We start from the raw sequence: 14,033 nt of genomic DNA on the forward strand, positions 1-14,033 counted from the left end.
CCTAACTCATGCAAGCTATAATTTTATCTATATTAAGCTATAAAAAAAGAATAAGTCGTCAGTAAAACCAAAACATTATCAATAAACTTAAAATTATATATTATAGTAAAAAAATTAAAAAAGCAATGCTAAAAAATGAAAATTTATTGTATAATTAAATAAGTTTTTCTATAACTTAGACAGGGGGTTTTATGAATAAAAATTACGATCATAAGTTAGTAGAAAAAGATATTGAAGCAAAATGAAGAACTAAAAAATTTTTTATGACTCATGACGAGTCTAAAAAACCTTTTTCCATCTTATTACCACCGCCCAATGTAACCGGAAAATTACACCTAGGTCATGCTTTAGATTCATATATACCCGATAGCATCATTCGTTTTAAGAAATTGAAAGGTTATGATGTTATGTGAGTTCCGGGAATGGATCATGCTGGAATCGCAACTCAGTCTAAAGTTGAAGATGTCTTAATGCAAACCGAGAATAAAACCAGGCACGATTTAGGCCGTCAGGCATTTATTGCTCGGATTTGAGATTGAAAAGAACAACATGCACAAATCTTCGTGCAACAGTGGTATAAAATGGGATTAGCATTAGACTATCAAAATTTACACTTCACTTTAGATCAACAGACAAATCAAGCGGTGCAAAAAGTATTTATTGAGTTATATAACAAAGGTTATTTATACAAGGACTTTCGTGCAATTAGTTGAGATATCAAATTACAAACCGCACTTTCAAATATTGAAGTAAATAATGTCCCCACTCCCCAAAAAATGTATTATATAAAATACAAAATTCATAATAGTGATGACTCTTTGACGATTGCAACTGTACGAACCGAAACTTTATTAAGTGATGTTGCGGTGGTTTATAACCCAAATGATCATAGATACCAAAAATATCAAGGAATGTTTGTAGAACACCCTTTAACGAAAAAATTATTACCAATTTTAGCTGATAGATATGTTGATCCTAAATTTGGAAGTGGTCTAATGAAGCTTTCGGCACACGCAGAAGCCGACATTGAAATTATCAGAAAACTCAATTTAAAAATAATTGAAACAATTGATAAAAACGGTTTTATTAATTGTCCACAAAGTCAATTCGACAAAATGGAGCGCTTTGAAGCAAGGCAAGCAATTGCAAATTATTTACAAGAAAACGGATATATTACAAAAATTGAAGATGTTATATCAAATGTGGCTGTTTCTGATCGCTCTAAAACCGTTATAGAAACCTTACTCTTGCCGCAATGATTTGTTAAAATGGATCATTTTGCTAAATTAGTTCTTAAAAATTTATCAAGCAAACAAAGTGTTAAATTCTTCCCTGTTAGACTCAAAAAAACCATACGTCAATGAATGCAAAATTTACATGATTGAACTATTTCACGCCAGTTATGATGAGGACACCAAATTCCTGCTTGATATAAAAACAATGAAATCAAAGTACAAATCGAAAGTCCAGGAGAAGGTTGAATTCAGGACCATGATGTTTTAGATACATGATTTTCATCAGGTATCGCGCCATTTGCGTTCTTGAATTGACCAAAAAAAAATCAAATATTAAACAGATTTTATCCAACATCGCTGTTAGTTACCGGGTATGATATTATTTTTTTTTGAGTGGCCAGAATGTACTTTTTTGGTTTAGAATTTATGAAACAAATTCCATTTAAACAACTACTATTTCACGGTTTAATTCGTGCTGAAGATGGACGTAAGATGTCTAAATCTTTTAATAATGGTGTAGATCCGATGCAACTAATCGATGAATATGGTTCTGATGCACTTCGTTGATTTTTGATAACCAATTCAGCACCAGGAATGGATATTCGTTTTTCAAAAGAAAAAATTGAAGCCGCTTGACGGATCAACAATAAATTATGAAATATAGCAAATTTTATTAAAGACTTACCTATAAATTCTGATAATACTTTATCTAATGCTGATAAATGAATTTTAAATAAACTTGCTAATTTGTCAAAAAACATTACAAAATTAATGCAAAAATACGATTTTGCTGTGGTAGGAAGTTTGATTTATAAATTCATTTTTAGTGATTTAAGTGGTTGATATGTAGAATTTCTAAAAACACAAAACAAAAATCAAGCACACAAAATTTTTAAACAAGTTTTAATTATTTTACATCCGTTCCTACCATTTATTACAGATCGTTTGTTTAATCAAATATATAACAGCGAATTATTAGAACAAAGTTGACCACGATTTAAACAATTTAAAGAAGTGGAATATATTGATGAAGTAATCAAAATAACCACACAACTAAGAAAATACCGTGAAGAAAATGCAATTTCTAAAAAAGAAATCCTTACATATCATTATCAAAGCGATTTAAACCAAACCGCGATAGAAATGATTAATAAACTTGCATATGCACAAACCAAAATTAATGTAGATTTTTTAATTAGCATTGACGGCAAGAAGTTATACATTAAAATGGATGAAGTTTTAAAACAAAAAAATAAAACGGATTTAATTAAAAAAATCGATCAAACCAAATTTGAAATAGAACGCGCCGAAAAGATGTTGACAAATACTCGTTTTATTGAATCAGCACCAGCGGAAAAAGTCCAATTAGAACGAGAAAAATTACAAAAATATCAATCCGACTTACAAAAATACGAAGAGGAGCTTAAATGAAAATATTAAGTGGTGTTGAATTAGCGCAAGCTGAATTATTAAAATTAAAAAACGAAATCGCACAATTAAGCGATGAAGACAAACCTATTTTATCTATCGTACAAGTAGGGGACAACCCTGCTTCAAATAAATATGTTACCTCAAAACTAAAAAAATGCCGTGAAATTGGTTTAATTGGACATTTACACAAATTTCCAGAAACTATTACACAAAAACTTTTACTAAAAAAATTAGATCATATCAATGAAACATCATCTGGTGTCATCATTCAACTTCCGCTACCAGATCATATTCCACAACAGGTAATCTTAGATGCAGTACCACACGAAAAAGACATCGATGGATTATCATCACGTAATGAATTTTTACTTTATAATGATGTTCCGGAAAAACACTTTATTCCTGCTACAGCGCGTGCAATTTTAGAATTATTAGAACATCACAATATTGATGTCAAAGATAAAAAAGTTTGTGTAGTTGGTCGTTCCAAAGTGGTTGGCAAGCCTATTGCACACTTAATTAAACGTATGGGCGCAGATGTCGCTACCTTTAATGAACGCACCGGTTTAAAAGGTGTTGAAAGTGGTGATATTGTTATCGTCGCAATTGGTGAAGCCAAACACGTTAAAGCACATAACTTAAAAGAAGGTGCAATTGTAATTGATGTAGGAACTAATTTGGACAACAAACTAACCGAAACCTTAGCTGGTGATGTAGATTTTGAATCAGTGAAGGATAAAGTTTCTGCTATTACCCCAGTTCCCGGTGGTGTAGGACCAGTAACTGTAGTTTCTTTATTAAAAAACTTAATGGATATTATTAGATAGGAGTACATATATGAAAAAAATTGCTATCTTAACTTCTGGTGGCGACGCACCAGGAATGAACACTGCTTTATGTGCAATCGCAAAAGCAGCTAAGGCAAATGGTTTAGAAGCTTATTTAGTTAAAGAAGGTTATAAGGGTTTATATAACGATGAGATCATCCATTCTGATGATATTGATTTAGATGCTTATATCAACCAAGGTGGTACCTGCATTTATTCGGCACGTTTTCCGGAGTTTAAAGAATTACCATATCGCATTAAAGCTGCTGAAAATCTTAAAAAACGCGGAATTGAAGCATTAATCGTTATCGGTGGAGACGGAAGTTATAAAGGAGCACAATTATTGCATGAATTAGGTGTTAAAACCATTGGACTTCCCGGAACTATTGATAATGATATTGCATCTAGTGATTTTACTATTGGGTATGATACTGCTTTAAATACCATTGTGGAAGCCATAGACCACGTGCGTGATACTGCGCGTAGTCATAGACGGATCATGATAGTAGAAGTAATGGGAAATAATTGCGGAGATTTAGCACTATATAGCGGTTTGGCAACCGGTGCTGAAATTATTGCTACATCCGAATACACTTTAAGTGTTGAAGATATTGTTGCAAAGGCAGTAGAATTAACTAAACAACCAAACCGTCGTAGCATTATTATTGTAGTTTCTGAAAAACGCTATGATATTCAAAAACTACAAGATGCAATTCAAGCAGCTACTAATTGACAAACCCGCACCAATCCTTTAAATCACATCCAACGTGGCGGTAGACCAACCGCTTCAGAACGTGTTTTAGCAAGTATGCTTGGAATTAAGGCTGTGGAATTATTATTAGATAATAAATCAGGCTTAGCAGTCGGAGTTATTAATAATTTAGTTCAAGCATTCCCAATTTTAGAAGCCTTATCAATGCAAAATAATTCAAAAGCTAAGGCAATAACTAGAGCTATCAAATACAACAAACACAACCAATACTAAAAGCACCCTACTCGGGTGCCTTTTATTTATTTAGAATGCATTTGTAGATACCTCTGGATATCATCTGAAGCATTTTTGGCAAATGTTTTGATATCATATGCTGTATTGAAGATATCTAAAAGCTTTTGATAGATTATATCGCGAGAATTAACGCCTGTTTCAATATTTTTTTGCAAGGCATTTAATTCTGCTTTATCAAAAATTTTATATAATTTCATATCATTTATTAACTCGTTAAGATCTTTTTCATTTAAATTCTTATTCACTCTTAAATCAATCATTACTTTAAAATATTCATTCCCAATAACTTGTAAAAATTCAAAACAATTACGTAAATAATTAAATTGTTCATTACTTAAAATTGGTTGAAATTGTAATGTCTGTAGAAACGAATCATCAATTTTCACATATATGTCTCTACTGTTTTTAAAAAAATTTTCAAAGAAATCAAAAAGTTGTTGAGTAATTTGTGTAAATTTAGTTCATTTACTTTCTATTTCTGAACCTTTAAAATATTCGGCTAGATTTTTTTGATAGTTTATAATTAAATTATTTAGATGTAAGGAAGGATTTGGGTTATTACTTAATTGATTAAAATTCTCTTTTTGTTTTTCTGTTTCTTTAAAATTAATATCATTTAATAACTTATATGTGTTTTGTGTGTCTTTGGTTAAATTTTCTAAATTAATATCATTGATCTCTAAAAAATAATTATATTGTAATCCTTTTTGCAATAAATTATAATCAACAATATATAAAAATTCATCGCTAGTTTCCTTCCATTGTTTAAAATTTTCTGCGTTGAGCCCATAAATAAATTTATACATTTCTAAAAATCTGGATGAACCAATGCCAAAGGTACTATTATTAATTTTATCATCTGGTATTTGATCTAATTTTTGTTTGAGTTCATTTAAAAATCTTATTTTTAAACTTACTGTTGTTGCAAAATTAATTCAATCATTATTCGAAACTTCGCCAACCTGATGATTTATTTCAATAAAAGTCTCATTCAAAGATTTATTTAGATAATTTGAAATTGCTCTAATGTATTTATATCTTGGATTAGTGGATTGATTTATTTCGTTTGTAAATTTTGATAATTGTTTGAGATTATTATCGGCTTGATTATAACCAGTAGTGCATGATATTGTTATTAGTGGTATTGTTATAGTAGATGTAATAAACGCTAGTTTTAACCCTTTTTTTAGTTTCATAGATTAATAAATTTTAGCATCTTTCATATATTTTATAAAAAATCACTCGTAAAACATAACAAGTGATTTTGGGATAAATTATTTTTTTAATTCTGAATTACTATTTGTTAGATTTTCAAATTTATCACCCAAAGAATCAAAGATAAAATCGTTTATGTTTGCATTTTTATTTGTTTTTAAAGTTTTAAATAAATCATAAACATCAAATAGTTTTCACTTTGCTTCTTTATAATTGTAAAACTCAACTCAATAAGTTAATTGTTTTCGATTACCATTTAAACGATATCCCCTGACAGATTGTGCTTTATAAACTTTATTTAAAAACAGTAGTTTTGCAATTAAATCAGCTAAAGAATATTGTGATGTTTTTGCATCATCAAATTTTTCTGTAATGAGTTCATTTAATCTTTTTGTATCAGCGGAAATAATTGAATTAGCTTTAAATTGATCAATAATATCTTGATATTGTTTTTTTTGCTCTACAGTTAAATTTGGATTGTCTAATTGTAAAAGCGCTTCTTTAACTTTAGGTATTATTGTGTTATAAAAATTAATACTATGGGTATTTTGTTTAATTCTTTGACCAAGAGTTCTTATGCTATTCTTTAGAATATTAACAATTTTTTCTTCTTTTTTAATTTGGTTTTTTATTTTTTCATTATTTGGTTCTTTATTGAGTTGTGCTTTTAATTCATTAATAGATTTAATTTTAAGTTCGATAGTTTCATTATTTTTTGTAATTGATTCATTATCTTTTTTTATTTCTTGATTTGCATTATTAATAGTTCTATAAAATAAAATATCTGGATGCTTTAGTAAATATAAGTGTGGATTTCCTAAAAATTGCTTTTGTTGTTCATCAGTTAATTTTATATTAAATACTTTATAGTCTTGATTTTCCTGGGTATTGGATGTAATTCTATCGGTTGGTGAAAATCCATATATTAAATAAATAGGACCAAATCCAAATGAAATTCCTTTTTTATCATTTTCTAAATTTTTGTTATTGCTTTCATCATTTTCTAAACGATATGTTGGATATGCATTATAAAATTCGGTTCAAATATCGGTTAAGATTTTATTAGCATCAATTTGCTTATAAGAAACATTATTATCTAAAATTTTAGTTTTATTCAAAATTTTAGATAATAAACTCGAAAGAATAGTATTTCCTGGAATTTTATCATTAATTTTAACCTCAAAAGTTCCTGTGGATTTAATGTAGTTAATAAGCTTACTAAATGGCTCAAAATTATTTAGATCAGCAGAACTCGCATTTGCAACATAATTTAAACCAGCGGCAAATGGAGTGTCTTTAATAAAGTTTTCTACAATTTTCATTACTTTATCCTTAGTAATGACTAAAGATAAATTAGTAATTTCATAAAATTCTACTTCTTTTAATGAATTAAAAATACTAATAATTTCTTGTTCTAGATTATCGGCAGGAGTAGTTTCTTTGCTACTATATTTATGATATAACATTTCAGTAACAGTTTTTTTGGAACCTTGTAAATTTTGATATTCTTTTAACTTCTCTATAATTTTTTCATTTTGTGATTTGATGTTATCTATTTCAGATTGATTTCTTGCAATGATGTCTTCAACCTCTGGGATTGTTGCATTATTTCTTGTTTGATAAGTTTTTAATAACTCTTGGATTTTCTTTGTTTGATTTTCTATAAGTTTAAGTTTTTCTTGATTTAACTCGACACCATTACCTTCAGTTTTAAATAAATTAGTTATTTTTTTTAGTAAATGCGAGTTATCAATAGTTAATGTAGATTGTTTTAATCTTAAACTAACATTTGCGAATGTATATTGTAAAAAGTTAGAATTATAGAGTTTATTTTCAAATTCAACTAATTGTTGAATTTTTTGATCCGCAACGCGATCTTTGATGATAAATCCGTTTTCGTTTGCAAAATCTTCAGCATAACGAATAGTAGGATTGTTTTGATATAAACAAGAGACTGCCGTAAAAGGAAGTGGTGAAGCAACTAATGAGGTGATCAAAAAGCGTTTAATTAATTTATATTTCATTGCTAACTAAACATTTCTGAGTATCTTCATGATTTAATTCCTGCATAAGTAATAGTGCAACCAATTATCAATAATACACAAAAAAATGCTAAACCTCCTATTGAATATGCTTTTGCAAATTGATAAGCATCTAAAATTTCACGATCAAATTCTACTTTTTCGTATAAGTCTAAAACATAGTTTAATCTAGTTATGAATATCGGTAATGCTATAATACCTACTAATGCAATAACGCTAATAATAGCTCATATAATAATTTTTGTTTTATAATTTTTCATTATTATCCCTTAATTGTCGAACCTTGTCTACTAATTGCACCCATAATTCTTTTTCTAAGTAGTAAATAAATAATAAACATCGGTAGAATTACAATCAACGCGGCTGCCATTTTAATGTTTTGTAATGTTTCGGCTTGTGTATCAGAATTATCAATCCCGGCTTTAAACAATCAAACTGATAATAAATTCAATTGATTTGAATCTGTCACTAAAATTGATGGTCATAAGTAGGCATTTCATGAAGCTAAAGCAGTTAAAATTATGATAGTTAAAGTTGTCGGCATTACCATTGGAAATGCAATTTTAAACATATATTTAAGCCCATTTGCTCCATCTATTAAAGAAACTTCCTTAATTCTTCCAGGGATTGCTTCAAAAGCATTTTTATACATAACAGTATTAAAGATACTCGAAACAAATGGTAAGACAATCGCGAATAACAAGCTAGTGTAATTAGCTCTTAAATTAGTTCTATACACAACAATATATTGTCCCGAAAGTAAAGCGACTTCCGGTAAAACTAAAAGCGCTAAAGCGATAAATCATACAACATTTTTACCACGTCATTTTGCAAGAGAGAATGCATAACCCATTAAAAAGGTGATAAATACTTTCAAAAGAACTGACAAAACAACATTTAAAGATGTATATCCTAATGAAGATCAATAACCAGTAGAGAACGCACGTTTATATGTGTTAGCAACTACTGCACTTCATTCTAAAATTTCACCATTTCCTTCTTTTCCTACGATGTGCGTACTTCCTTCGCGAAAATCTGAAATGACACGAAAATTAGTTGATAAATTACGAACTTCATCGTCGGTCATCAATGAAATTGAAATCATAAAAAAGAATGGAAACAAAATAACAATACCAAAGAAACATAAAACCAATAATTTTAGAAAACCAGAAAAAAGAACTGAGACAGGATTGGAGTCTTTTACTTGTGTTGAAACTACTTCTTGATTCTTTTTAATCTTTCTACGAATCAGGTGTTGTTGAATTCTTAACTTTAACCCAAACATTTCTTTCTCCTAAATTATTTAGTACTAATTGAACCATAAAAAACCCTCCTCTAATAATAGATGAGAAAGTAACTCCGACAATAAATAACAAAATCGCCGCTGCTCCTGCTAAATGAAATGTACCCATATTAGTTATTAAATACACATAAAGCATTAAGGTTCCACCACCATTTGCAAATGCATCGGTTGCATTATTGTTAAATAACGCTAATGGAAAAACTTTAAGTCCCCCAATGATTCCTAGAGTTATTAAAAAGTTAATTGTACCTTTAATTGAAGGTAAAGTGATACTAAAAAATTGTTTTACATTACTACATCCATCAATTGATGCAGATTTATATAAATTTTTATCCACCCCTAACATTGCAGTCGTAAAAATCAAAATATTAAATGCTAAACCACTTCAAATTCCATTTACAAACATTGCAATTAAGGCATTAAAGGTATAAGGATCCGAACTATTTAACCAAATGGTTCTTGATCCAGTAATATGATTTAAAATTCCATTAGAATCAAAAAATTGGATAAATACCAACGAAACAGCAACTGCATTAGTTATATATGGCATAAAGAACACTGTCTGTCAAAACCCTTTAGCATATTTACGATATAATCTTGCAATGATAGATGAAATAATTAAAGAAAATGACATTACAAATGGCAAAACAACTAAACCATAGATAAATGAATTTCTTACCCCAACGGCAAATCTTGCATCTTGAAAAACAGCCCTGTAATTTCCAAAAGTAAAATTACCAGATTCAGATACAAATGATTGGTAGATATTAATTCCCATTGGAACTAAAGTAAACATCAAGATTAAAACAAATCCTGGTAATAATAATAAAATCGGGATATATAGTGGTGTGCGTCTTTCTAAAATTGAATGTGATAATACAGCTTTTCGTTTGGCTTGTTTTTTGAGTGATCAATTAAGTAAAAAACCTAAATTTTTTGAAATAAATAAATGAAATTTATGATGTCAAGATTTCATATTCAAGTCTTTCTTCAGTTGCTGTATTAAAAATGTGTAATTTATGAATTGGTAAATCAAAGTAAATTACGTCACCAATTTGATAGTCGAAATTATTATCTAACAAGAAATTTATCCGACCAATTGCTTCAACTTCTACAACTAACTTACTTTCTTTACCAAAGTTTTCTTTGATAACAATCTTTCCAGCAAACATCGCTTCACTAGCATTATTTATAATTTTAAAATCTTCAGAACGAACACCAATATTAAGTTTTAAATTAGATGCATCAGCAATTTTAATGTTTGGTAATAATTTACCAGCCACATAAAGGTTTCCATCTCGATATTCTGATGCAAACAATCCCATTTCAGGCATTCCTAAAAATCTCGCAACAAATTGATTTTTAGGTTTGTTATAAAGTTGCATCGGTGTACCTAATTGTTGCACCTTTGCAGTCGACATACATACTATAATATCAGAAATTGACATCGCTTCTTCTTGATCGTGGGTAACAAATACTGTGGTAATTCCTAATGCCTGTTGAATTTCGCGAATTCATTGACGAGTTGAAATACGTAATTTTGCATCTAAGTTAGAAAGTGGTTCATCCATTAATAAAATTTCTGGTTTTTTAACTATTGCACGAGCTATTGAAACACGCTGTTGTTGACCACCAGATAAACGCGTTGGTTTTTTTTGTAAAATTGGAACAATTTCTACACGTTTAGCGACTTCCATAACTTCATTATGAATTGCTTTTCTTAAAGAAATATTATTTTCAGCTAACTTTTTAATTTGTTGTCTTGCTTCATTAGTTAGAATACTTGTCGCAATTTGTTTTTTATCATTGTGAATAACTCTTTTTAAATCATAGGTTTTAGTTAAATATTTAATTTGACCTAAAAATCGTTTCTGTGCTACAAATTTTAATTTTGTTGTATCTTTTTTGAGTTTTTTATACCCTTCATCATGAGCAAGAGTTTGTTTTCATTCTTTTTTAGCATTTAAATAAATTGTTTTAGTTGAAGCAATTTCTGATGAATATTTTTGATAAATACTTTTAGATTTCAGAATATATTCATATCTATTAATTAAAAGCGAAAGTTTTTTTATCACTTTGATTATTTGAAGACGATCATTTAGTACAAATTTTTCTAAGTCCAGACTTTCAAATCCTTGTTTATAGGTTTTAAGTTTTTGTATTTCTTCTAAAATAGTTGTTAAAGTAGTTTTTGTATATGTTAAGAAATTTTTATTTACAGAATGCAACTCTTGGCATTCCCTTAAGTTTGAAGCATCTAAACCTTGTTCTAATGCCTCGCGATATGATGCATTAGTTGCAAGGATGTCATCTTTTAAAGTGGTCAATAGTTGTAATCTAAAGTTTTTAAAATTAACTTCTTCATTATAAAATCTTTCTTGTAATCACTGATGCTCTTCCGGGTTAATAACTTTTAAAGATTGATTTTCACTAAGTTCGTTTTCTTTTGCATTTAACTGATACCTTGAGATTAAAATTTTAATTTTTGTAATTGTTTTTAATAATTTTAATCTATCACCTAAAACTAAATCATCAAAAGCAGTTGTTTGAATGTTTTCAAACTGAGATAAAAGTTGCTGTAGTTGGTTAATCTTATCGTCAACCGATAAATCAGATAATTTTTGAAATTTTAAATCTGAAAGTTTAAAATTTTTAAGGAATTCAGGAGTATTAACATTGAGTAAATTGATATCATCTGTTCTTTTAGGATTTAAAATATCTAAGGACATTAATTCCGGATTCAAAACACCATTGAGTGTGTCAAATTTATACTTTTCTTTAATTTGATTTAATTTAGTTTTAGTTTTTTTAATAATTTCGGCATTGGCTTTTAAGATATTTTTTGTTAATAATGAATTTTCTGATGTTTCATGGACTTTTGCTAATTTATAGTTTGTGTGCGCTTTTTCTAACTTATCTATCATTTGCGCATAGTATTCATTATATTTTTGTTGTAGATCATAAGAAATGGTTTTTCAATCTTTGTATGCTTGTCTTAAATCACTAATTTCTTGCTCACTAGCACCAACTGCTTGTAAATATAAAATTCGAATTTCATTTTGTGCTTCTTGTTTTTTAAGCATAAATTTATATTGTCAGTCAAAGTCATTTTTAAGTGGAAAAGCAATATTGGCATAAACGCTTAAATGTGGATATAAAGCATAGTTTTGAAAAACAAACCCTATTTTGCGACGCTGTGGTGTAAAATCAGTAACATCTTTACCTTTAAATAAAATCTTTCCAGATGTAACAGTTAGTAGTCCGGCAATTGCATTTAATGTGGTAGTCTTACCAGAACCTGAAGGTCCAAGCAAAGTAACTAACTTACCATCCGGAATTTTAAAACTAACATTATCAACAGCTAAAGTTTCACCAAAATCAATATTAAGATTCTTTAATTCAATAGCGGGGACACTATCTAATTTCTTATTTTCAAATTCACAAGCATACTCACGAATGCTATTAATTTCTTCGTCCGTTACTTTTGATACACTTACTCTCAATTTATTTAGTATTTTTTTAAAAAATAACATTAGTCTCCTTTCTTAGATATAAAATCCTTAACTTTTATTTCATCAACACCATCATCATAAAACGGACCATAGCCACTATTTCTTTTTAATCCATAAACATATAAAGAAATTTCTAGTGGTTCATTAAAATATTTAAAAAATCCAAGTTGTTGTTGATATGCTTGATTTGCGGCTTCAGACATTTTTGGATACATGATATAAATATATGAATCTTCTTCATTATGTATAAATGCATTACTTCATGTAGAGTCTTCTAATGGCAATGTTAATCCTGCTCTAACAATTTCGGTTGAATAACTGTATTTATAATTTCCGGTTGTTTCATCTTTACCAAAAATAATTTCACCTACCGTTCTATTATATGTATCCTTTCCATCAACAAATGAAATTAAGACATCATCTTTATATTTGTTAAAAAACTTTTCTGCAAACTCGGTAGATTTTAAAGCAAAATGATATTCAAAAGCACCAGAATATTTATAACCATCCTTTGCACCGACACCTTTTTCAGGAGTGTCAATACCCCTTAATCTTAATTTATAAGTTTGACCTTTTTCTACATTTACATTACCAATAATTTTATTTTCTTTTGCAAGGACACTAAATGTATCACCATCAGAAACACTCACTAAACTTGCTTTAAAAGAAATATCTTTGAGTTTTTTACTATTAAAATCTAAATTTAGTGATTGAAAGTTGTTTTCATCAATATCAACCTTTAAAGCATCAACCGGCGTCGGATAAACAATGTTTTTTTCAAATTCTAAAGAAAATGGAATAATATTATTTACTTTTTTAGCCTTATAATACAATGAGTAGTTAAGAAAAATTTTATTTTTTACACCCTTAGAATCCCATTTGCTTTCTTGTGACTCTTTATCTTGTATATTTATACCATCCAAAACCAATTGAGTTCTAACACTATTAAACTTTAAAACTGCATAATCATTGAAAATTTGTATATTAATATCTTTGGGAAATTTTGAATTTTGTTCATCTACTTTCGATAAGGTCTTCACGGGTTGTTTAAATGTAAAATGAATTTGATCTTTAAACTGTGATTTAATTTCCCTTGAAATTTCATCTTGCATTTTATTAATTGCTTTGTTATATTGAACCCTTTTAAAAGTATTTTTACTTAAATCTTCACTTGATGTTAATATATAAGAATCAGAATTTAATGATTTAAATACCAGCGGAAAGGAAATTAAGTTATTATCGACTTTATAATTTAAACTTTCCGCATTTATTAAAGGTTTAGCGGGTTCTTCGGTATTTTCTTTCTTTGTTTCTTTTATTTTGTTGGTTTCTTTATATATATTGGATCCACAAGAAGTAGCGATAGTTAAGGGTGTAATTAGTGTAGCGAAAGCATAAAAACCTAAAATTTTTCTATATTTTTTTCTCATTTTAAATCAATCCTTTCATTAAAATATAATTT

General features: G+C 28.5%; 10 protein-coding genes. 3 read left to right on the plus strand and 7 right to left on the minus strand.

Translation table 4 applies throughout. From position 1 onward, the window contains the following. Positions 1 to 191 precede the first annotated feature (191 nt). Genes BCF59_RS00475 through pfkA form a run of 3 tightly spaced genes read left to right on the plus strand, consistent with a single transcriptional unit; the run spans position 192 to position 4,478 of the window. Positions 192 to 2,675 (plus strand): valine--tRNA ligase, encoded by a 2,484-nt coding sequence (locus tag BCF59_RS00475; protein ID WP_134110126.1) that lies wholly within the window; start codon positions 192 to 194, stop codon positions 2,673 to 2,675. Then, positions 2,663 to 3,493, plus strand: a complete 831-nt coding sequence (locus tag BCF59_RS00480; RefSeq protein ID WP_134110129.1) for a bifunctional 5,10-methylenetetrahydrofolate dehydrogenase/5,10-methenyltetrahydrofolate cyclohydrolase — start codon at positions 2,663 to 2,665, stop codon at positions 3,491 to 3,493. The genes BCF59_RS00475 and BCF59_RS00480 overlap by 13 nt, the downstream gene beginning before the upstream one ends. A gap of 10 nt (positions 3,494 to 3,503) precedes the next feature. Further along, complete coding sequence (gene pfkA, locus BCF59_RS00485; RefSeq protein WP_134110132.1) at positions 3,504 to 4,478, plus strand: 6-phosphofructokinase; 975 nt, start codon at positions 3,504 to 3,506, stop codon at positions 4,476 to 4,478. A gap of 26 nt (positions 4,479 to 4,504) precedes the next feature. Here the strand turns inward: pfkA and BCF59_RS00490 are convergent, their stop codons facing one another. The 7 genes from BCF59_RS00490 to BCF59_RS00525 all read right to left on the minus strand — a co-directional run bounded on the left by BCF59_RS00490 (position 4,505) and on the right by BCF59_RS00525 (position 14,001). Beyond that, positions 4,505 to 5,695, minus strand: coding sequence for a hypothetical protein (locus BCF59_RS00490; protein ID WP_134110135.1), 1,191 nt, complete (start codon positions 5,693 to 5,695; stop codon positions 4,505 to 4,507). A gap of 78 nt (positions 5,696 to 5,773) precedes the next feature. Continuing rightward, a complete protein-coding gene (locus BCF59_RS00495; protein WP_134110138.1) occupies positions 5,774 to 7,738 on the minus strand; it encodes a hypothetical protein in 1,965 nt (654 codons plus the stop codon). Between the two features lie 2 nt (positions 7,739 to 7,740). Further along, positions 7,741 to 8,016: a hypothetical protein gene (locus tag BCF59_RS00500; RefSeq protein ID WP_134110140.1), complete on the minus strand. Its 276-nt coding sequence runs from the start codon at positions 8,014 to 8,016 to the stop codon at positions 7,741 to 7,743. Positions 8,017 to 8,018: 2 nt separating this feature from the next. Next, a complete protein-coding gene (locus BCF59_RS00505) occupies positions 8,019 to 9,041 on the minus strand; it encodes a carbohydrate ABC transporter permease (protein WP_134110143.1) in 1,023 nt (340 codons plus the stop codon). Beyond that, positions 8,998 to 10,035 (minus strand): carbohydrate ABC transporter permease, encoded by a 1,038-nt coding sequence (locus tag BCF59_RS00510; RefSeq protein ID WP_134110146.1) that lies wholly within the window; start codon positions 10,033 to 10,035, stop codon positions 8,998 to 9,000. Before BCF59_RS00510 ends, BCF59_RS00505 begins: the two co-directional genes overlap by 44 nt. Continuing rightward, complete coding sequence (locus tag BCF59_RS00515) at positions 10,016 to 12,592, minus strand: ATP-binding cassette domain-containing protein (protein ID WP_234851407.1); 2,577 nt, start codon at positions 12,590 to 12,592, stop codon at positions 10,016 to 10,018. The genes BCF59_RS00510 and BCF59_RS00515 overlap by 20 nt, the downstream gene beginning before the upstream one ends. Then, on the minus strand, positions 12,592 to 14,001 hold the full coding sequence (locus BCF59_RS00525; RefSeq protein ID WP_134110149.1) for a thermonuclease family protein: 1,410 nt from the start codon (positions 13,999 to 14,001) through the stop codon (positions 12,592 to 12,594). Before BCF59_RS00525 ends, BCF59_RS00515 begins: the two co-directional genes overlap by 1 nt. Positions 14,002 to 14,033: the final 32 nt, after the last annotated feature.

Source organism: Mycoplasmopsis mustelae (assembly GCF_004365095.1).
GTDB classification, from domain to species: Bacteria; Bacillota_I; Bacilli_A; order Mycoplasmatales; family Metamycoplasmataceae; genus Mycoplasmopsis; species Mycoplasmopsis mustelae.